Below are 20625 nucleotides of genomic sequence, written 5' to 3' on the forward strand. Positions count from 1 at the left end.
TTCTATTTTCCTATTATACAAAAAGAGAGCTACCCATGGGCTGCTCTCCTTTTACTTTAAACAAATATCCACCATAAAATCATCGTAATAATAATAGTCACAAGACCCTGTAATAATGTGGCCACTGTTTGCGCTTTATAGGCTTGTGTCACTTCCATACCACTATACTGCGTAATCACCCAGAAGAAGCTATCATTCACATGGCTAACGGTCATTGCTCCTGCACCTATTGCCATCACCACTAATGCTAATGGTACCGCTCCCTCAATTCCAAGTGTCACAAGCATAGGGGCTACTAAAGTAGATGTAATCACAAGAGCTGTTGTGGAAGAACCTTGGGCTGTTTTCAATGCTGCTGCTACTATAAACGGCACGAGAAGGAATAACGTACCTGAGGCAAACATACCTAAATCCATTTCCTGAAGCATTTCTCCAACACCAGCGTTTTTAATAACAGTACCAAACGAACCACCAGCCCCTGTAATAAGTAAAATAGGTGCCGCTTCTTTTAAGCTTTCGCCAATCCAACCTGTTAATGTCGTTTCACTAATTTCCGGCAATAATAAAAATGCAGATGCTACACCTAAAAATAAAGCTACTGTTGGAGAACCTAAAAATTTAAAGATTGTATTGAAAGTGGATTCCGTATCACCAACTAATGCTGCTATAGAACCAAGACCGATTAACACAATCGGCAGAACGATTGGTAAAAACGCTTTAAATGTTGAGGGCATTTTACCAAAGGATTTAATGACTTCCTCATAATCTAATGCCTCTACCTCATCTTCAGGTACTCGAATTTTCGTCGCTACTTTCACTGACCAGAGATAACCTACAAATGTCGCTGGTATCGCTACTAGTAAACCAATAACAATGACTGTTCCTAAATAATCCGCTGCGCCAATATTTCCTGCTGCTGCAATAGGCCCTGGAGTTGGTGGTACTAATACATGCGTCGCAAATAAGCCCGTTGCTAAAGCTACTGCCATGGATGCAATCGTGACATTTGCTCGCTTTGCCAATGATTTTTGTAAGCTAGATAAAATAATAAAGCCTGAATCACAAAATACTGGTATGGAAACGATATAACCGATTAAAGACATCGCTAATTGCGGACGTTTAGGTCCTACAATGCGTAACACTACTTCTGCCATACGATAAGCAGCACCTGATTTTTCTAATATTAAACCTATGATGGTACCAGCGATAATGACTAAACCAATACTTGTCATCAAGCCTCCAAATCCAGTATTAATGCTTTCCACAACGGTCAATAATGGCATACCTGAAGCAATCCCAACAAAGAAAGCACTAATTAATAAAGCTAAAAACGGATGAAGCTTCAACTTAGCCGTTCCCAAAACAACAAATAATACCCCTATTAAAATAATGATGAACAACATCTAGTCATCCCCCTTTTGTATGTAACGCTCAATCATTCTTTTTGTTTTTAAGCGAATATAGTGAGCAGGTTCTTGCATTGCCTGTTGTACATTAATCTCCTCATCTACCAATGACTCAACAATAGTAAAATACGTTTGCAATGCTGCATTCGCTTTTTCATCGATTCCTCCAGATAACAGCATTGCCTCTACATTCGCTTGCTTAGCAGCCTTCGCTACACCCAATGGTGCCTTACCATGTAATGTTTGGAGATCGGATTTTCCCTCACCCGTTATCACTAACTGTGCTTCTGCTAAATGAGCCTGTAGCTGTACAGCATCCAGCACAATATCAATTCCAGCATGAAAGGTTCCTTTTAAAAATGCGATTAATGCGCCGCCCATTCCCCCAGCGGCTCCTGCACCTTTAAAGTCATGTAATCGAATAGAAAATTCGGTTTCAACAATATCTGCAAAATGCTTTAAACAGCGATCAAATTCGGCAATCTGATGTTTTTGAACACCTTTTTGCGGACCAAAAATAGCGGTTGCCCCTTGTTCACCAATGAGCGGATTATCAACATCACAAGCTATCGTAAATGTTGCCTCTGCTAATCTAGCATCTAACAGACTACTATCTATAGCATCTAATTTCATGAGGTTAGAAACACCAGCCTCAAGCTCTAACCCCTCCGCTGTTATTAAACGCACACCTAATGCTTGTAACATGCCAATACCCGCATCATTTGTAGCACTTCCGCCAATGCCAATAATAAATTTTCTAAAGCCTTGATCGAGTGCGGCTTTAATTAATTGTCCTGTGCCATAAGATGTAGCAAGTTCAGGGTTTTTCTCATTTTCTTGTAACAACATTATCCCGGATGCTTGAGCCATTTCTATCACACATGTTACTTGATCACCCAATACACCATATTGGGCCTGGATAGCTCTTCCCAATGGATCAAGCACAGTTACGGAAAAATATTGACCATTTGTAGAGGCGATAAGTGATTGCAGTGTGCCTTCTCCACCATCTGCAACTGGTAATATAATGGTTTCAATCGATTGATTTGCATCCAGAATTCCTTTCTGCATTGCTTTTGCTACTTCAACTGCTGACAGAGTACCCTTGTAGGAATCTGGACTAATTATGACTTTCATGTTCTACCTCCACTTATGTCGTCCATTGATATTTACGTAAATTTTCATATCCCCATGTTAAGCGCTTACAATTTATTATAATGACAATAAATTCAGAAAACATTATAATAGGTGTACAATTTAGCTGTCATATAACAGGATGCTTTTTATGCGGGGTGTATAAACATGTTGACAAAAAAGTTAGCAGAAGAAATTGTCCATCAAACGATGCTGCGTTTGCGGCACAATATTAATGTCATTAGCCCAAGTGGAGTCATTTTAGCTTCCGGAGATAAAATGAGGGTGGAAAATATTCATGAAGGTGCGCTTTATGTAGCACAAACAAAAAAGACTTTAATTATTAACGAAGAGAATATAGCGCTGTTTCCGAATACAAAACCAGGCATTAATATGCCTATTATGTATCAGGATGAGGTAGTAGGTGTTATTGGTATAACAGGAGAGTCGGAGGAGATGCTTGAAATTGCTAATCTCGTGCAACTCACAACAGAGATGATGACCCATCAAGCGATTGTTGAATCTAAAAGCGAATGGCAACGAAAGAATAACGATTACATATTTGAAGCACTCGTTCATGGGAGTAAGCTAGAAGGAACCTTAAATGAACGAATTCAAAAATTACCCTTTGCCCTAGCGGCACCCTTTCAAGTGATTTTAGTAAGCTTAAGTGAAGCATCTTACGTAGAAAATACGATTCCGTTCTTTTTTGAGGATTTATTTTACAAGCAGCCTATTCTTGCAGGTCATAGCCAATTACAGGAATACTATATCCTGCTAACAAATTGTGAGGAGCAAAATTGCCGTCCCATTATAAAAGCACTTCGCAAGCAGAAACAGAAACTACCCTCCCTTCAAATTGGTGTAGGGCCCGTGGTACAGCATTTATCCCAGCTTCCCTATAGCTATCAGGGCGCCAGAACAGCTCTAAAATTTTCTGCAATCCATAATGAATTGACTTTTTTTGAAGATGTCGAGTTATTTTCCCTTTTTAAACCTCGTGAATCGGAGGAAGTACAAGCATTCTACCGTCGCATACTCAAAAATTTGGACGCTAAACAATTAGAAACATTACAATCATTTTTTGACTGTAATTTACAGCTAAAGCTTTGTGCACAACAATTGAATATTCATCGTCATACACTTACTTATCGTTTAAATAAAATAAGAGAATTAACAGGCTATGATCCGCAATATTTTGAGGATGCCGTTCTGCTAAAAATGGCCTGTACATTACGATCACTACAAACAATGAAGGCAATCTGAACAAATCAGATTGCCTTCATCTTACTCGTTATACAATTCATTTAAAAACTCGATTTTTTTCCCAATAGCCTCTTCAAAGGTCATGATATAGGCGGCAGGATCTTTCGGATTATGGAATTGTGTAATTCTTCCTGTTTCGGGATGCACAAATTTTGAAGATGCCCCACAGCCAATTCCTAAGATTGTCTGCACCTCTTCCATAATAACGATATTATAAATACTTTCTTCTCCCGCTTTACTATAGCCGACATTTTCTAAATTACCTAATATATTTTTTTGGCGATATAAATAGTATGGAACATAGTCATTTTCTTTTGTCCAAATCTGTGCCATTTCCATCATTTCAGCAACCGTATCACGATCGGCTACTTTGTATTTATCCTTATTGCGTGTCATCTCTGACGCACGTTTAAATGATAGTGTATGAACAGTTAATGACTCTGGCTGCATCTTTGCCGATTCCTCTAATGAATGTTGGAATTCCTCGATTCCTTCATTCGGTAGCCCAATAATGAGATCCATATTGATATTGTTCATACCTGATTCTCTTGCAAGCCAAAACTTATCAATGGTTTCCTGAACCGTATGATGACGACCAATGGCTTTTAATGTTTCATCTGTATAAGATTGTGGATTTACACTAATACGATCAATTCCCCACTTTTTAAGTACTTCTAATTTTTCAGGTGTGATTGTATCCGGTCTTCCTGCTTCAACTGTAACCTCTCGAATGGTTTCAGGGTTAGGGAATGATTCATACATTGTTTGATATAAGGCGTCCATTTCATCGGCCTCAATTGAAGTTGGTGTACCACCACCCCAATAAATGGAGGTGATTTTCATTTGATTGTCCTTCAGCCATTTGCCCATTTCACGTAGTTCAATATGCAAGCCATCTAAAAAAGTTGTAACACGCCCTTGCTTACGATTGCTACCAATCGCATAGGCTGGGAAAGTGCAATATGCACATTTGGTAGGACAGAATGGAATACCGATATAAACACTGATCTCTTGTCCAATCGCATCAAGATCAGGAATGGTTACTAGTTGTCGGTCCACAATTTCCTTTAATAGTGCCACTTTGTCCTTTGATAAGCGGAAATCTCGAATTAATAGATCAGCAATTTCCTGCTCACTTTTACCTTCTTTTCTAAATTTATGATATAGCTTTGTCGGGCGTACACCTGTTAAAATCCCCCATTGTTGATGCACCCCAGTATGTTGTTCAAGAACATCTAAAAATACGTGTGACAATGCACGTTTTATACGAATATTTAGCTCACGACCTGTTGCTGGTGTTTCATATTGAATACGATATTCATTTGTATATTGCTGACCATCTACAATTAAGACTGCTTTTGTAGAAATGGAAAAATCATCTCCAGTCTGAAAGTCAAATGAAGCGGACATGTCTGCTCCCTTTGGTTCAACCTTCAACTTGGAATCCTCAAAAAATAAATTCGCAATATGATTTAATACGCGAATCCAATCTTCAGGATATTTTTGATCTATGTGAATAATTTTCATTTCGTTTCGCTCTCTTCTTTTATATATTGCAGATTTAAGTTTAACAAATTTCTATGACTTTAAGCAAAATAACAATTAGAATCTCAGAAATGACAGAATATTCAGTTTAAATGTAGACAAACTATTTTTTTGTCATTATAATTTTCAGAAAAGGTGGTGTCGAGAATGTTTATTTTAAAAAATGGCAACTATACCTCTGTTTCGAGCTTTATACATCAAGTAGAAGTAGCATTCCACCATTTTGATTTAGAGCGATGTGACGAAAAAACATTATACGTCACGGTAAAACTTAAATACGGCACACATAAAGTACTTTGTGATTTTATTTACATTGTTGACCAACAGGAAATCTATGGTGCTATCTCTATCAACAAGCATTATGAAAAAACAAGGGTATTTATTCAACAGCACTTCCAGCAATTTTTATTGTATTCAGATGAAATGACATTGGCCAAAAGCTTTATGAATACAGTATCCTTTAAACAATGTCTTCAGCAATTTGCGAAAAAGTATCCAACCTATATTTCCTCAAAAAGCCATTACACGCTAGCAATGGCTGAATAACTTCAAATAAAAATAGTATGCCAAGCATTGTTGGCATACTATTTTCTCAATTATTTTAAATATTCATCCACAAATTCAATAGGTACATATGTCTTTGTATCTTTCAAGGTCGGTGCAACTGTTAGTGTACGTAATGCCTTATTATAGCCAAATGTTTTTTCTCCGCGAGTAATTGTGTAAGACATATTGCCCTTTGAAAGAATAGCCCCTTTACCTGTAGAGTCCACTTTGAAGCCAAGTTTTTCAGCGATCACGCGTAATGGCACCATTTTTGTACCAGCTACTTCGTAAGAATCTGATGCGATAATATTATCAATTTCTTCATTTACTGGATTCACCATAGTTGCGGGATAATCGTCCAGTACAATCACTTTAGATGGTGTTGTTTGTGCTGGAATACTTTTAGTAGAGGCTGTATAGAAAACAACAAGGTGCTTCTCTGCTAAATCTTTAGCCTCTACCTTTTCACCTTTTACATCCAATAGCTCTGTATCTTTACCGATATTTAATTTTAAAATATCATACGTATTTGTTAAATCTTCAAAGAAATAATCAACTTCTACAAAGCCAACTTCCTCTGATTCAACAATGACAACCTCAGGGTTGAATTGTGGTGGATAAATATATTTTTGAGGTTTGTTAGCAAATGTATAAGCTAATACTTTATCACCTTTTTGAAGCTCCACTTTCTTACCAGTATTGTCAAACACAAGTGTATCCTTATTAATTTCTAATACATTTGTTTGCTCGCCTTCTTTTACTGTGTAGTATGTAATGTTTTCCCCAACACGAACATCTTCCACAGTACCACGAGTATCATTGAAAATGTGTACAGGATCAATTTGTATTTGCGGTACCTCTGCTCCTGTAGAATGCTGCTCATTTGCTGAAGCTACCGGTACAAGGGCACTTCCAAATAATAATGCAGTCATAGCTGCAGGTGCTATTTTTTTCATGTTCATAAAATCTCTCCTTATTGTTTGGATTCATAGGAGTAGTAGCTTTAAAATGGAAAAAGTTTCAGTGTAAATAAGGAATTAATGAGAAAGAGGTGGCAGTATCTACTGTCACCTCTCCTTAGTGTTGAAAAACAAAACTGTCAATTGAAAGGTAGAAATGCAGGCTACTTGCTTTCCTGTGGGCGAGCGCCGAATCGCTTCCTCCGCTACCGCTCCATGCAGGGCTTCGCCTGTCTCGCTATCCCACGGGAGTCAAGTAGCCCTCCACTTCAACCCACTGACTTTTTAGCAAAGGTTTTCAAATAAAGTGAAGGTTGTCACGCATCACTTCGCCACATTGAAAATAAGAGCCTATCCCCTCTAAGAATACAGTTAATGGGCGATTTGATTGCTATGCTACTATGAAAAAAAGTAAAGACACTTTGCAGAATGGTTGATTGGAGTGGAGCCAGCGTCACTCCTAGGGGATTTAGCGTCACAGAGGAGACCCTGGAGCGAACGGAAGTGAGTGAAGCGGCTCCTCGGACGCCCCCTGGAAAGGATGCTGGCGGAACGGAAATCAACCCCTCACCTTGCAAAGTTGCTTTTTCTACCGTTAACATCATCTTTTTTCAACAACATGAAGAGGTGGCAGTATCTACTGCCACCTCTCATTATTAATCTTTTACAATCTCGCTCAAGCCTGTAATATCTATGCCATTTAATGCTTGTGTAGCAAGGCGGTCCGCTTCTGAATTATCCTTACGTGAAACAAGCTGGTATTCTGCTTGGATGTGAAGCTGCTCTAATTTTGCAACAATTTTATCTGCCCAGCTTGCTAATTCCTTTTCCAATGCAGGCCATTCTCCATTTAGCTGATTGATGACCACCTGTGAATCTCCTATAATACGAACAGGTAAATGATGGACATTTAACAGTTCAAGCTCTACTAAGCCTAAATAAAGCGCTGCATACTCTGCCTCGTTATTTGATTTCAATTCAGACGAAAACGCATTTCTTCTTAAACGTAAAGGTTTACCATTTTGTTCATAATAAATAGCGCAGCCTAATCCTGCTTGCCTTGTCCCACGATCAAAACCTCCATCAAAATAGACCGTAATATTATGTGGCTCTGTATCAATTTCCTTTAAATATGCTTTTAGCTCTTTAAGTGACCAATTTGTATCTTGTCGATCAACGCAATGTAGCGATTTTACCCTTCCCGTTCTTTCCATATCCTCTGCAAGTAATAGTGCTTGAGCTGCAGGCATTTCAGCTGAACGTAAAACCGTTGTTGCTCCTTTTGGTGTTTTATAGGTCCATTCAATGATGACATGCATAATCATAACCTCCAATACTCTCTAATTGGTACATAAAGTAAAAACGTGTACCGACCAATAGCGGATACACGTTTTCCTCTTACTTGTTATATGTGCAATTCCTAGAAAAATTATTCCTTTTATATTGCAATCATTGAATTCCTTCATATAAACCTTGGATAGGTTTTATTAAAATACGATTTACTTCTTCAATTACTTTACTAAGCTTCATTTCCGCTTCAAGCATCGTTGAAATTTTTTCATTTTGCTGTGCAAGCTGTGCCGCTTTTTGTGCATAGACAAGCTCATCTTCCAAAATATCCTCACCAGCTAATTGCTTTTTCTGTAACTCGATTTGGATTTTACGGAAGTTTTTAAAGACATTTAATGCCTCTTCATCATGTTTAACAACTTCAACAGCAGCTTTTAATGCTTCAAATTCTGGAATCTTACGGAAAGTTGCCTCTAGCGCATTAATGTCATTATAAATATTAATCATTCATACAATCTCCTTTTAAATAAAGTAAACTATCAAGCCTTGCACAATCCCAATTAATCCACCAAGCACCGCACCTAATACGGTAATCATTTTAAACTCACGTTTTGAAATACCTAATACAAGCTCCTCTAATTTCTCTACTGGGAATGAGTCCACCTGCTCTCGAACGACCTCTTGTAAATTTAAACGTTTTAGTACATCCTCAAGTTTTTCCTCTGCCTTCACAAAAGCTTTTTCTATCACTTGTGGGATCACGGTATACTTCGCCCACTCATTTCCTTCAGGCCAATAATAAGAAATCGGCTGATTTAAACGTTCTGAGATGGCTAATTGCTCTTTCACGTACACTTGTAATTTCGATAAAATGGGTTCAAATTGAACATCTTGCAAAAAGTCCATAGCTGGTCGATCTTTGAATTTTTCCCATTCCTGTGTAAATATTTTAGTTAGTAATGTTGTCGTTCCTGGTGCTTGTAAAAATTTCACAAGCTCACGTTGAACTTTCCCAACAAGTGAGGAGGAATCACCTAAGAACATATTAATCATGCCACCAAGAGACCCTTTTGATGATAAAAAGTCATCAATCATCGCCTTAATCGTCATTTCGCCTTCAGGGGATAAAAAATAATCCTCGCCTTTTTCTAAAATATGCTGAACCGCTACTGGAATTTTAGCATCAATCGTATTTTGAATATCATCAGATAACAGCGTACGAATTGATTTTGTTGATAGTGTATTCTTTACTGACGAAAATTGTCCCTCAACAATCGCTTCAACCTTCTGCTCAATGGTAGCAGGCATATGTGAAAATCCCGCTAAGTTTAGCCAATCCTGAATTGTTTTGTCGTTTGTAAAGATTGTTTCTTCAACTTTTGTTTGCACAAAGTGTTCTACTTTGTCCTGAATATCCTTTGAGAAAAATTTCTTTTTAAATGTTTCAGGAGTTAGCAAATAATTTACTACTGTAAGACCAAGCTGTTTCGCTAATTCATCACGTCGTTTCGGGATAAGACCTGGTGTAAATGGGAGACGCCAGTTTTTAATGTATATTGCATTATGTGGACGAAAAAGCATTTTAATGGCTAAGTGATTTGTTACGCCCCCAATTGCAGCTCCAATTATAGCCATAAAAAGTAATGTCACTATAAAATTATCCATTAGTATCCTCTCATTTCAATTGTATTCACAATTGGCGTATTTTGTCGCCTTCTGCACTCATTATAGCAGAGCAAGGATTTTCAACGAAAGAAATACCCCTTTAGAATTTCAATCACACCCTATTCACTTCTATCGAGAAGTGAATAGTTGCAAAATTATCGTTCTACTTAAATAATATGAACTACATACTATAGAAACGAGGTTTGATGATGATTCAGCATTTTAGTTTTAAACCACTATTTGAAAACACTCAACTACCAGGGTGGGCCATTTCATTTTTTTATCAACGAGAACGATACCAAGCGGAATATTTAAAGGATGGTACGATTCAGTGGATAGGAGCCATTCCATCAGACGAAGAGGATGTTAAAAAAATGATACATGAGCTTATGCTTTTCCATGTATACGATTAAAATTTGTAGTCACTTTTTCGCCCTAATCCCGCACAAAAATACCTATATTTACTATAAATAGCACGTCCTTTAAGCTAATTATGTTGAATCATGTTGAAATTTGTATATTTTTCTTATACATTTATGATATCAGCTTATATAGTAAATGTTTTTTATGCAGGGGGCCATTTCAATGAGTAAAGTCACACTTTCGGATGACTTAAATAGCTATAATTCAAAAGCGTTAATTCGTGTAAAAGTAAAAGAGTTGTTTTCAGAATTTTCCGCTAAAATATTCGAACTAGCGGATGAGGCGGGGGCTGTTAATAGTAAAAAATTCGAGGAACTTTCTGGCTATAAAAGCGACTTTTACAATGAGTATTGCAGTCAATTAAAGGGCTTGTTTGATTCTTCTGCTAGCTCCTTCGGCAAGAAATCAATCAAAACGTTCTATTTGGCGTACAACAATAAGAACTATGTTCTAACACAGCAAGGTATTACAGAAAAAGCACCTGTCTCTATCGCACCGTTTACAGGTGATATACCTTTAAAGGAAACCGTTCATGATGTTGAGAAAGCGTGCTTAAAATTACGCTTCCAACAAGAATAGTAGTGATGGTAAACGTTTAGAAAGGGGGAGTCTCAAATGAATATTGAGACTCCCCCTTTAGCTATAAAAAATAATTCATTTAAAAAAATCCGCAAGCTAAAGCACTCTTGAGATTTTTGACGTGTCGTATTATATGAGATGCAAAATGCTTCTTTCCCTAAACAAACTATCTTTGCTCTTTTTAAAGTTAGCATATAGCAATAGTAAATACAATCTTTTGATATTTGAATCTAGCTACTTTTTTTCAAAAAGGTACGTGAAAAACAAGCGAAAAAGTTGTTGTCAATATTTGTGTTTTTCTTTTAAATAACTTATTATTGAAACATCCAACAATTTTTTAAATCATAGGAGGTGTACACTTTGTTTACTTCCCTCATTTGGGCGGGAACAAAGGAATTATTTGGACGGAGACATATTGGAGATAACCATTAGGTTGGCGGCATTCGCCCTACTAATTATAATGACAGGATTTTTCGTTGCAACAGAATTTGCAATTGTTAAAGTGAGAACTACCCGCATTGATCAATTGCTCGCAGAAGGGCATAAGAAAGCGAAAAATGCAAAACGTGTTGTTTCAGATTTAGATGAGTACTTATCTGCATGTCAGCTAGGTATTACCATCACTGCACTTGGTTTAGGTTGGTTAGGTGAACCTACATTTGAAATCATTTTGCACCCAGTGTTTGAATTTCTAAATTTGAATGGTAGTATAACATCTATCCTTTCATTTATACTTGCATTCTCAATCGTTACGTTTATGCATGTTGTTATTGGGGAATTGGCGCCAAAAACATTAGCCATCCAAAAAGCAGAATTTGTCACATTAAACTTTTCTGGCGCATTAATTTTATTCCACAATATTACGTATCCGATCATTAAGTTATTAAACGGATCTGCTCGCGGTTTAACAGGTCTTTTTGGCTTAAAAATGATGTCAGAATCAGAAGTGGCTCATACAGAAGAAGAGTTGCGTATGATTTTATCGGATAGTTTAAAAGGTGGGGAAATTAATAACTCAGAATATGAATATGTTAACAGTATTTTCGAGTTCTCAGATCGTCTTGCAAAAGAAATTATGGTTCCTCGAACTGAAATCGTCGGCATTGAAAAAGAGCTTACGATTAAAGAAGTTTTTGATTTAATGGGTGTTGAGCAATATACTCGTTATCCAATTCTGGATGGAGATAAAGATCATATTATCGGCTTAGTCAACATGAAGCATTTATTAACCGCTTACATTAAAGATTCCAAAAATGGTGATAAGCCAGTCATTGATTATATGCAACCTATTATTCGAGTGATGGAAACGACGCAAATTAACGATTTATTACTAAAAATTCAACGTGAACGTATTCATATGGCCATTTTAATGGATGAATATGGCGGAACATCTGGTTTAGTGACGATTGAAGACATTATTGAGGAGATTGTCGGCGATATTCAAGATGAATTTGATGAAGACGAAATCCCGGAAGTACAAGAAATTGCAGAAAATCATTTTATTTTAGATGCTAAGATGCTTCTTGAAAATGTGAATGATATGCTAGGTACTGACATAGAAGATGATGATATTGATACTATCGGTGGTTGGTTCATGACGAAGCGTTTTGATGCGGTCGAAGGAGACAGTATTCAAGAGCAAGGTTTTGAATTTATCGCAAAAGAATTAGATGGTCACCATATTTTATACTTAGAAGTTCTGAAATTACCTTACAGTGATTTATCAAATGAATATGACGCAGTCATTGATTAAAATTGAATTGTCTGGTCGTGGTACTTTAAAAAGCACGCTTGTATAATTCAAGCTATAAATATGGTCTTTCCTTCACACCTTATATAGGTGGGAGCAACTACCGTAATAAATAGATGAAAACGACTCCCTTTTAAAAGGGGGTCGTTTTCTAATGTCCGAAAGTTTTGCGAGGAGGAAACAAAATGGAGCTCTATACAAATTTACGTCAAGGGGAAAAAGGTGCATGGCTATCCATTGGTACATATCTAATCCTCAGCTCTGCCAAGCTTACAATAGGCTACATTGGTACATCTGAGGCGTTGAAAGCAGATGGTTTAAACAACACCACTGATATCATTGCATCCATCGCCGTATTGATTGGATTACGTATTGCCCAAAGACCACCTGATTCCAACCACCAATACGGACATTTACGTGCTGAGACTGTTGCTTCTTTAGTAGCATCGTTCATTATGCTCGTTGTTGGTCTTCAAGTATTAGTTAGTTCTTTAAAAAGCTTATGGGCACCTACTGGTACAACACCTTCTCTGTTAACTGCATATGTAGCAATCGGTAGTGCCGCTGTCATGTATGTGGTTTATCGTTATAATTTAGCACTGTCTAAAAAAATTAAAAGTGCCGCTGTTAAAGCAGCCGCCTTTGACAATCGCTCTGATGCACTTGTCAGTATCGGTACAGCTATTGGAATTTTTGGAGCCATTTTCGGCTTCCCAATCATTGATTCACTTACAGCTCTCATTGTTGCCTTTTTAATTATTAAAACAGCAGTAGAAATCTTTTGGGAAGCTGTTCAAAGCCTTACAGATGCATTTGATATTGATGAAGTTGAAACATTATCGTTCTTAATCCAGAACGTAGACGGAGTGATGGAGCTTTTAGACTTTAAAGGACGTGCACATGGCAATATGTATTTCATCGACGTTACTGTCACAGTGGATCCTTATTTAAATGTCTTTGAAAGTCATCGCATTACAGAAGAAATTGAGCATACCATTATGCGTGAAAATCGCTTTTGTCAGGTTCTCGTGCATATTGAGCCACATATAATCCCTCCACAAAACGACGATAAGTCTCCTACCAATTGATTGGTAAGAGACTTATTTTTATTTAATAGCTATATAAATATCTACTTGTGATTCGTGTGGGTTAGCGCATCGTTCATCATAAAGTTCAAAGTCGCCTGTGTATGTTCGTTCAACTTTAGAATTTGCAAACCACGCCCAAATTTCTTGCCAAGTTTGAATGACAACGTCTGGCATTGTTCCTTTATCAGATGTAAAAACTAAATACTTAGCCGCTGGAATCATTTTCACTACTAAATCAGCTGGAATGTTATCATTATTTACCTCTACACCAAGTGTAATGTTGTAATTACCATTCACATCCGTTTCATAGTCCGAATACAAACCATAGACATTACCATTTTTTCGCTCTGCTATTTTGCCCGCAATATTTTGCTGATAAAAGTGATCCCATAATTGCGGAATTTTAGCTTGTTCTGTTATTTCATTTGCATTACTTGTTTGAGTTGAAATGCCTACGATATTAAATGCGTTCAATTCAACCACTTTTGGTTCTTTCCACTCATTTTTTCTCCATCGCTTTAAACTTGGCAAAAAGGAAGTCAGCATATTACGTGCCTCGTTTTCAGACATACCATCTTCCTTAAGATGTGGTACACAATTTTCAATCATTTCTTCCACTGTTAAATGAGGTTGTTTAAACTCGCCTCCCTCATAACAATATGTACAATAATCCTGACTTTTGTTCCCTTCCTTTTCAGTGCCCAATAACGCCTCGTCTACTAAAGGCATACCACAGCTTTGACAATAGCTTTGCATCGTCATTCCACCTTTCGCTTTATTTGTCCTTACTATACCAAAGGAAACCTGACAACTGTCTGTCATCAATTGTCTAGATTTTTATATAATTGAACAATTTCTTGTGCGCGTTTTTGAATAATATCTCTTATATAAAGAGGTTCAATGATTTTAATGCGATGCCCAAAGCTGAGCAAGAAGCCATAAAGCCATTCATCTTCGGGTATAGCTATATTAATCATAGAATAGTCATGGTCTATATGTTCTGCACCAAAGGATTCCTCCACTAATGTCGTGATGTCTTTATCAAAAAAAATGACTAAATCGACTACGTTTTGTGGTCGATGCCATTCTTTCCCCCAAGGAAGTTCACTTAAATTCACTTCCTTCCGCTCAAAGGTAGAATCAACTTGTAGTAAGTTTTTCATTCTCGCAAGCTTAAATAAACGAAAATCCTTTCTTAATGTACAATAGCCATATAAATACCATATCTTACCTTTTTGCACAATTGTATGTGGTTCAACTATTCGACTTGTTTGCTCCCCATACGTAGTAGAGTAATGAAAGCTTATACAATGCTTACGCTCTATTGCTTTCTTTAGTGTCGTAATATGCTCTTTAAAAAGAACGTTTGGGCCCCATGGACTAAGATCGACAAATAAGTGATCCATTGATTGTTTTACATGATCATCAGCAATACTCGTTATTTTCTCAAGCACAGCTTCAGCGTGGGCATCTTCATAAGTAGTCAAAGCACTTTTAATCGCAATAGAAAGTGACGTCAGCTCGTCCTTCGTCAACACTTGCTTATCAACACGATAGCCATCGATTAAACTGATGCCACCATTTACACCTTGTTGACTAATAACAGGTACACCTGCACAGCTCAGTGTTTCAATATCTCGATAAATTGTACGAACGGAAACATTAAACAGCTCTGCTAATTCCTGAGCCTTCACCTTTTTACGGTTGATTAAAATCATCGTCATTGTTAGAAGACGCTCTAATTTCATGGTAAAATCTCCTTTCATGCTATCCCATTATTCCTATATACACTTCTATTTTAATTAATATCCTATCTTTTTAAGTATTTTTTAAGTACTTTTTGAGTATTTTTTAAGACAAATGTACTATAATAACGCCTAATTATTGTTACAACAATTATACTATTTTAGCAATATAAGAAAAAACAAGGCTTATGCCCCTATTCAACTTTCATTCCAAATACTATGTTGTTTTATTTTTGTATAAGAATAGTTTGATTTAAACGCCTAAACAATTATTTCAATTCTCTTAACACAACATACAAAACTTTTATCTTCTATATATTGAACGGCGAAACTTTCTTTGAATGGATTTGACATGATGTAACAACACACATCAGGATTCATGGACTCTCACCTGTGGAAGTACTACAACACAAATTGCTTTTTTCTAGTATCAAATTTTTAATAGAAAAGTTGAGTGATATCCACTTTTCTTGCCCTTCACTATATATAGAAAGCCTTTTCACCCAAAATGAACTAGAGTTTAATGTTTTTAATTTAATTGTAAAAAGGAGAGTTTGATGTGATTCGAGCCGTTTTAATAGACAATGAACCTTTAGCTTTACACTATTTTCAAAGTAAACTACATGCCTTTCAACAAATACAGGTGATTCAAACCTTTACAAGTGTAGAAGTATTTCTGAATGAGTTGCCGACTATGGAGTTTGAGGCTATCTTTTTAGAGGTAAAACTTCAAGAATTATCAGGACTTGAAGTAGCTGATATTATTAAAACAGAGCGTCCACAAGTCAGTGTTATTTTTATTACCTCCTATCATGAATTTGCATTACAAGCCTATGAGATTGGTAGTCTTGACTATGTATTAAAGCCTATCAGTCATGCCCGTTTAGAAAAAACAATAGCCCGTATTGAGCATGAATTTTCTATACAGCAAATGCTTCAACAAGCTACACAAACTTTATTAAATGTACAGTGCTTTGATCAATTTGCCGTCTATAGTAACAATAGTTTAGTGGCATTTAAAACTGAAAAAACGAAGGAATTGTTTGCTTATTTTATTTTGCACCCAAATATACCAATTCATCGAGATTATTTAATTGAAATTCTATGGCCAGATTTAGATTATGTGCGGGCCAAATCCAATCTTCATACGGCTCTTTCCTATTTAAGGAAAACTTTAAATACAATTGGCTATGAAAACTGTATTGTCTTTTCAAATAAATACTATATCTTTGAAAGGCCAAATATTGTGTGTGATTTATACGATTTTCAAAAACTTCATGAAGATTTTTCACGACTGGAATTCCCCTCTATTTCTTTGATTAATCAATGTCTTTCTATTTATAAGAATGGCCTTTTTGTTTTTGATGATTATGAATGGTCAACTGCCTATAAGGATAAATTAATGAAATCATACATAGAGTTATTAGAAAAGGGATTTCAAACAACGATCTTTTCAGATACTGAAAGAGCGATGGAATTTTTACATGCATTATTAGAATATGATCCATACAATGAACAAAAACTTGAGTACTATTTATATACGTTAATACAGGCAGGGTTTCATGAACAGGCGCATAAAATTTTCCAAACATATAAACAAAAACTAGAGGAAGATCTAGCACTAACACCAAGCTCTACATTATTAGAGATATCCAAAAAATTATTTGCTCAACAAAAATAATGTAAAAAAACGGCGAGTGCTACTATGTGAGTAGAAGCTCGCCGTTTATTTACATACCGCTACCCTCAGTTAGCCCGTGCTTAACAGCATATAGCGCTGCCTGGGTACGGTCCTGTACTTGTAGCTTTGTAAAAATATTTGAAATATGGGTTTTCACCGTTTTTTCTGTGACAAAGAGTGAGGATGCAATTTCCCGATTACTCTTGCCCTTGGTGAGCTCTGCTAGCACATCCTGCTCACGAGGTGTCAGCGGATTTAATAAATGGGGTGCGTTCTGTGACTCTTGGCGATCCATTTCAAGCGTTGTCGTTGCTTCAGGATGCAAAGTGTTTTCCCCACGCATAATACGACGAATGGATAAGACCAATTCATCTGGCTCGATATCTTTTAACTGATAGCCCGCCGCTCCTGCCTCCATTGCTGGGACCACATGATCTCGATCAGAAAAGCTAGTAAGCATTAAAATTTCTATTTGCGGAAACTTTGCTTTGATGCGTTTAGTTGCCTGAATGCCATCCATTTCAGGCATGACTAAATCCATTAAGATAATATCTGGTTGGATGCTTTCCGCTAATGCTACGGCTTCATGCCCATTTTTCGCCTCTCCAACAACTTCAATATCCTTTTGTGTCTTTAAGAAAAACAGTAGTCCTCTTCGCACTACGTGATGATCGTCTGCAATTAATACACGTATCATGTCCTCTCCCCCTTAATACGGCAAGCGGATTAGCAGCTCCGTACCTTTGCCAATTTCACTTACCCAGTCAGCAGTTCCACCCACTGATTTTGCACGATCCTTGATAGATTGTAAGCCCATCGACAGCAACTTTGTATTGTTATCAATAACAAAGCCTCGTCCCTCATCACGAATAACCAACAATATATCTGTTGATGTAACAGTAATATACAATGCTGCCTCTAATACACCTGCATGGCGACGTACATTATTTAAAGCCTCTTGCGCTACTCGAAATAATGTTTCTTCAATACGTGAGGGAAATTGCAATACACCTGAAACCGTAACATGTAGTTTCAAGCCAAGCATTTCAGCATATACTTTCATGGCCTCAAGTAAACCATTTTCTAACCCTTTAGGTCGCAGTTGCCAAATTAGCGCACGCATCTCTGTTAGTGCATCTTGTGTTAAATGCTGAATCTCTTTAAATGTTTCTTTTACTTCACAATCATCCGTCATCTCAATGCCAGCTCTTGCTGTTAACGTGACCGAGAAGAGTAGTTGATTGACTGAATCGTGTAAATCACGAGCTAGACGATTACGCTCCTTCACAAGTGCCATTTCCTGCTCCTGCTTTGTCAGTAAAATTCGCTTAATAGCCGACCCCATCTGAAAGGCAACGGATTCTAATAAAGCTAGCTCCTCCTCTGAAAAGCGCACTGTATCCTTAGATGCGACATTTAATACCCCAAAACGTTCTTGTCCTGATTGTAGAGGTACTGTCGCATGATGTGTAATTCCTTCATGATCCCCAACATTTGCGGCTATGGCACTTTCAATACGCTGACACTCGATAATATTGGAGGCTTTTTTTAGCTCTTCATTGCGATAACGTGATACACACCAACAGCCACCCTTTTTTAAATAATGACAATTGTTATATTCTAATGCCTCTGGTAAATTTTCATGGACAACAAGCTCTGAGCGCCCCTTTGCATCAATAAAAAAAATCCAGCCTGTTTCAAAGTTGGTGCCATTTAAAAATTTGATGAGTGCACCTTTTAGCATTGTGACAATTTCAGTTTCTTCATTTAATAGTTCAGCAATTTCTTTTAAAATACTGATATTGGAATGCTCATTCTCCCTCACGAAAACACCTCTTCTTTAGCATTACTATTGTTAATGATACCATTAAGCTATTGAAAGCGTCTGCTTCCGCCGTTCATACTTTAGACTGAATTTCATCACATACCTTATTTTGTGTAAGTTGATTTACATATAAAACTAGAACCACTATAATCGAACAAGGACATGGTTTTATGAAGGGAAGATTGGATATGTCTAAAAAAGAGGAAAATGGCTTATTATTTATTTGGATTGTTTCTGCTATAGCAACGTTAGGTTCTTTATATTTTTCTGAAATTCGTCACTATGAACCTTGTAAATTATGTTGGATTCAACGTATTTTTATGTATCCAATTGTTATTATGACGACAGTAGCATTTATACAAAAAAATGCACGTATTGCTGTCACAACAGCTGTATTTTCTGTCATTGGCGGCAGTATTTCACTTTACCATTACGGAATTCAAAAGCTTAGCTATTTAGCTGAAAATGCCCCTTCCTGTGGCGCAGTTTCCTGTACAGGACAATATATTAACTGGCTAGGCTTTATTACGATTCCGTTTTTAGCATTAACTGCATTTATTTTAATCGCAGGGGCAAGCTTTTATTTAATAAAAGCTTCTAAAGCTGCAAAATAATCGGAAGACCGTGTTCTACCTTTGGAATACGGTTTTTTCTACGGAGGAAGATCTATGTTTCATTATGAAATCGCTGAAGATAACTTAAGTGTGGAAGAATTGCTACGTAATCAGTGGCAACTTGGTAAAAAGCTCGTTCATGAATTGCGTATGGCCAAAGCCATCACATTGGCAAATGATGAGCTGATTCAATGGAAAACACCTTTACAAACTGGAACAATTATCAAATTTACGTTTCCTATTCCAACATCTAGCTACAAACCAACACCTGTATGTGCTATTGATGTAGTCTATGAGGATGACCATTGTTTAATCGTATCGAAGCCAAAAGGTATGGCAACACATCCTAATGATGCTCGTGATACACATACATGTATGAACCATGTCATGGCACATATCAAAGAACAAGGTGGTATTTATGCTGAGCATGTTCATCGTCTCGATAAAGGGACACAAGGCTTATTACTAGTTGCAAAGCACCCTTTAGCAAAGTCCATTTTTGATCGAATGATTGAGGAAAAAACCATTATTCGTACGTATGCAGCAGAGGTGCAAGGTAATTTACGAACAGCTTCTGGAACGATTGCTGAACCAATTGGCAAAGACCGCCATCATGCCACAAGACGTGTTGTATCTAAAACTGGACAGCATGCTGTAACACACTATGAAGTGGTGGCCCGCTACAAAAATTCCTGTGTTGTTCATCTTATACTTGAGACTGGGCGAACACATCAAATTCGTGTGCATTTAGCCTATATCGGCCATCCAATTATTGGGGATACTATGTATGGTGCACGAGAAACAGCAAGTGATGACTACGAACTGCATGCCATTCAATTAGAATTTGAACATCCATTTTTAAATAAACGTATTATCGTCAAGGACGAGCAATAAGAAAAAAGATCCCGCCTCTCTGTTGGAGAGCGGGATTTCATAGTGTTGAAAAACAAAACCATCAATAGAGTTTTGGTGAAAGGTGAAAATGGTTTCCATTGCAGGCTACTTGCTTTCCTGTGGGCGAGCGCCGAGCCGCTTCCTCCGCTACCGCTCCGTGCAGGGGCTCGCCTGTCTCGCTATCCCACGGGAGTCAAGTAGCCTCCCACTTCAAC

20 protein-coding genes are annotated in these 20625 nt (G+C 37.2%); 9 read left to right on the top strand and 11 right to left on the bottom strand.

From position 1 onward, the window contains the following. Positions 1-56 precede the first annotated feature (56 nt). Both JTI58_RS04540 and JTI58_RS04545 read right to left on the bottom strand, forming a co-directional pair. Positions 57-1403 (bottom strand): GntP family permease, encoded by a 1347-nt coding sequence (locus JTI58_RS04540; protein WP_205445519.1) that lies wholly within the window; start codon positions 1401-1403, stop codon positions 57-59. Beyond that, entirely contained in the window at positions 1404-2543 is a 1140-nt protein-coding gene (locus JTI58_RS04545; RefSeq protein WP_205445521.1) for a glycerate kinase, read from the bottom strand. A 165-nt stretch (positions 2544-2708) separates the two neighbouring features. Between JTI58_RS04545 and JTI58_RS04550 the strand changes: the two genes are divergently transcribed. Continuing rightward, the gene (locus tag JTI58_RS04550) at positions 2709-3806 is read left to right on the top strand and encodes a CdaR family transcriptional regulator (RefSeq protein ID WP_205445522.1); all 1098 of its coding nucleotides are present in this window, start codon (positions 2709-2711) and stop codon (positions 3804-3806) included. A gap of 21 nt (positions 3807-3827) precedes the next feature. Here the strand turns inward: JTI58_RS04550 and JTI58_RS04555 are convergent, their stop codons facing one another. Beyond that, on the bottom strand, positions 3828-5333 hold the full coding sequence (locus JTI58_RS04555; RefSeq protein WP_205445524.1) for a coproporphyrinogen III oxidase: 1506 nt from the start codon (positions 5331-5333) through the stop codon (positions 3828-3830). A gap of 165 nt (positions 5334-5498) precedes the next feature. On the opposite strand from JTI58_RS04555, the gene JTI58_RS04560 reads away from it, so the two are divergent. Continuing rightward, positions 5499-5897, top strand: a complete 399-nt coding sequence (locus tag JTI58_RS04560; RefSeq protein WP_205445525.1) for a hypothetical protein — start codon at positions 5499-5501, stop codon at positions 5895-5897. Between the two features lie 50 nt (positions 5898-5947). On the opposite strand, the gene JTI58_RS04565 is transcribed toward JTI58_RS04560, so the two are convergent. From JTI58_RS04565 to JTI58_RS04580, 4 genes are all read right to left on the bottom strand, one after another. Then, positions 5948-6859 carry a stalk domain-containing protein gene (locus JTI58_RS04565; protein ID WP_205445527.1) on the bottom strand — a complete coding sequence of 304 codons (912 nt, stop codon included), beginning with the start codon at positions 6857-6859 and terminating at the stop codon, positions 5948-5950. Between the two features lie 653 nt (positions 6860-7512). Then, positions 7513-8175: a ribonuclease H family protein gene (locus JTI58_RS04570; RefSeq protein ID WP_205445528.1), complete on the bottom strand. Its 663-nt coding sequence runs from the start codon at positions 8173-8175 to the stop codon at positions 7513-7515. A 130-nt stretch (positions 8176-8305) separates the two neighbouring features. Beyond that, complete coding sequence (locus JTI58_RS04575; RefSeq protein ID WP_205445530.1) at positions 8306-8653, bottom strand: YlbF family regulator; 348 nt, start codon at positions 8651-8653, stop codon at positions 8306-8308. Positions 8654-8668: 15 nt separating this feature from the next. Continuing rightward, the gene (locus tag JTI58_RS04580) at positions 8669-9811 is read right to left on the bottom strand and encodes a DUF445 domain-containing protein (RefSeq protein WP_205445532.1); all 1143 of its coding nucleotides are present in this window, start codon (positions 9809-9811) and stop codon (positions 8669-8671) included. Between the two features lie 209 nt (positions 9812-10020). Between JTI58_RS04580 and JTI58_RS04585 the strand changes: the two genes are divergently transcribed. The 4 genes from JTI58_RS04585 (at position 10021) to JTI58_RS04600 (ending at position 13651) form a co-directional block, all read left to right on the top strand. After that, positions 10021-10224 (top strand): YheE family protein, encoded by a 204-nt coding sequence (locus JTI58_RS04585; protein WP_205445534.1) that lies wholly within the window; start codon positions 10021-10023, stop codon positions 10222-10224. Positions 10225-10396: 172 nt separating this feature from the next. Continuing rightward, positions 10397-10813: a hypothetical protein gene (locus JTI58_RS04590; RefSeq protein WP_205445535.1), complete on the top strand. Its 417-nt coding sequence runs from the start codon at positions 10397-10399 to the stop codon at positions 10811-10813. Between the two features lie 433 nt (positions 10814-11246). Then, on the top strand, positions 11247-12566 hold the full coding sequence (locus tag JTI58_RS04595; RefSeq protein ID WP_205447108.1) for a hemolysin family protein: 1320 nt from the start codon (positions 11247-11249) through the stop codon (positions 12564-12566). Between the two features lie 182 nt (positions 12567-12748). Beyond that, on the top strand, positions 12749-13651 hold the full coding sequence (locus tag JTI58_RS04600; protein ID WP_205445537.1) for a cation diffusion facilitator family transporter: 903 nt from the start codon (positions 12749-12751) through the stop codon (positions 13649-13651). An 18-nt stretch (positions 13652-13669) separates the two neighbouring features. On the opposite strand, the gene JTI58_RS04605 is transcribed toward JTI58_RS04600, so the two are convergent. Both JTI58_RS04605 and JTI58_RS04610 read right to left on the bottom strand, forming a co-directional pair. Further along, a complete protein-coding gene (locus tag JTI58_RS04605; RefSeq protein WP_205445538.1) occupies positions 13670-14407 on the bottom strand; it encodes an effector binding domain-containing protein in 738 nt (245 codons plus the stop codon). A gap of 65 nt (positions 14408-14472) precedes the next feature. Then, entirely contained in the window at positions 14473-15399 is a 927-nt protein-coding gene (locus JTI58_RS04610; protein ID WP_205445540.1) for a helix-turn-helix transcriptional regulator, read from the bottom strand. A 556-nt stretch (positions 15400-15955) separates the two neighbouring features. On the opposite strand from JTI58_RS04610, the gene JTI58_RS04615 reads away from it, so the two are divergent. Then, the gene (locus tag JTI58_RS04615) at positions 15956-17077 is read left to right on the top strand and encodes a response regulator (protein WP_205445542.1); all 1122 of its coding nucleotides are present in this window, start codon (positions 15956-15958) and stop codon (positions 17075-17077) included. A gap of 49 nt (positions 17078-17126) precedes the next feature. Here the strand turns inward: JTI58_RS04615 and JTI58_RS04620 are convergent, their stop codons facing one another. Further along, positions 17127-17774, bottom strand: coding sequence for a response regulator (locus JTI58_RS04620; RefSeq protein ID WP_004230823.1), 648 nt, complete (start codon positions 17772-17774; stop codon positions 17127-17129). 12 nt (positions 17775-17786) lie between these two features. Beyond that, positions 17787-18902, bottom strand: a complete 1116-nt coding sequence (locus JTI58_RS04625; RefSeq protein WP_054548662.1) for a GAF domain-containing sensor histidine kinase — start codon at positions 18900-18902, stop codon at positions 17787-17789. A 188-nt stretch (positions 18903-19090) separates the two neighbouring features. On the opposite strand from JTI58_RS04625, the gene JTI58_RS04630 reads away from it, so the two are divergent. Both JTI58_RS04630 and JTI58_RS04635 read left to right on the top strand, forming a co-directional pair. Further along, positions 19091-19516, top strand: coding sequence for a disulfide formation protein C (locus JTI58_RS04630; RefSeq protein WP_205445544.1), 426 nt, complete (start codon positions 19091-19093; stop codon positions 19514-19516). Between the two features lie 54 nt (positions 19517-19570). Then, a complete protein-coding gene (locus JTI58_RS04635) occupies positions 19571-20410 on the top strand; it encodes an RluA family pseudouridine synthase (protein ID WP_205445546.1) in 840 nt (279 codons plus the stop codon). Positions 20411-20625: the final 215 nt, after the last annotated feature.

Source organism: Lysinibacillus fusiformis (assembly GCF_016925635.1).
GTDB lineage: Bacteria > Bacillota > Bacilli > Bacillales_A > Planococcaceae > Lysinibacillus > Lysinibacillus fusiformis_F.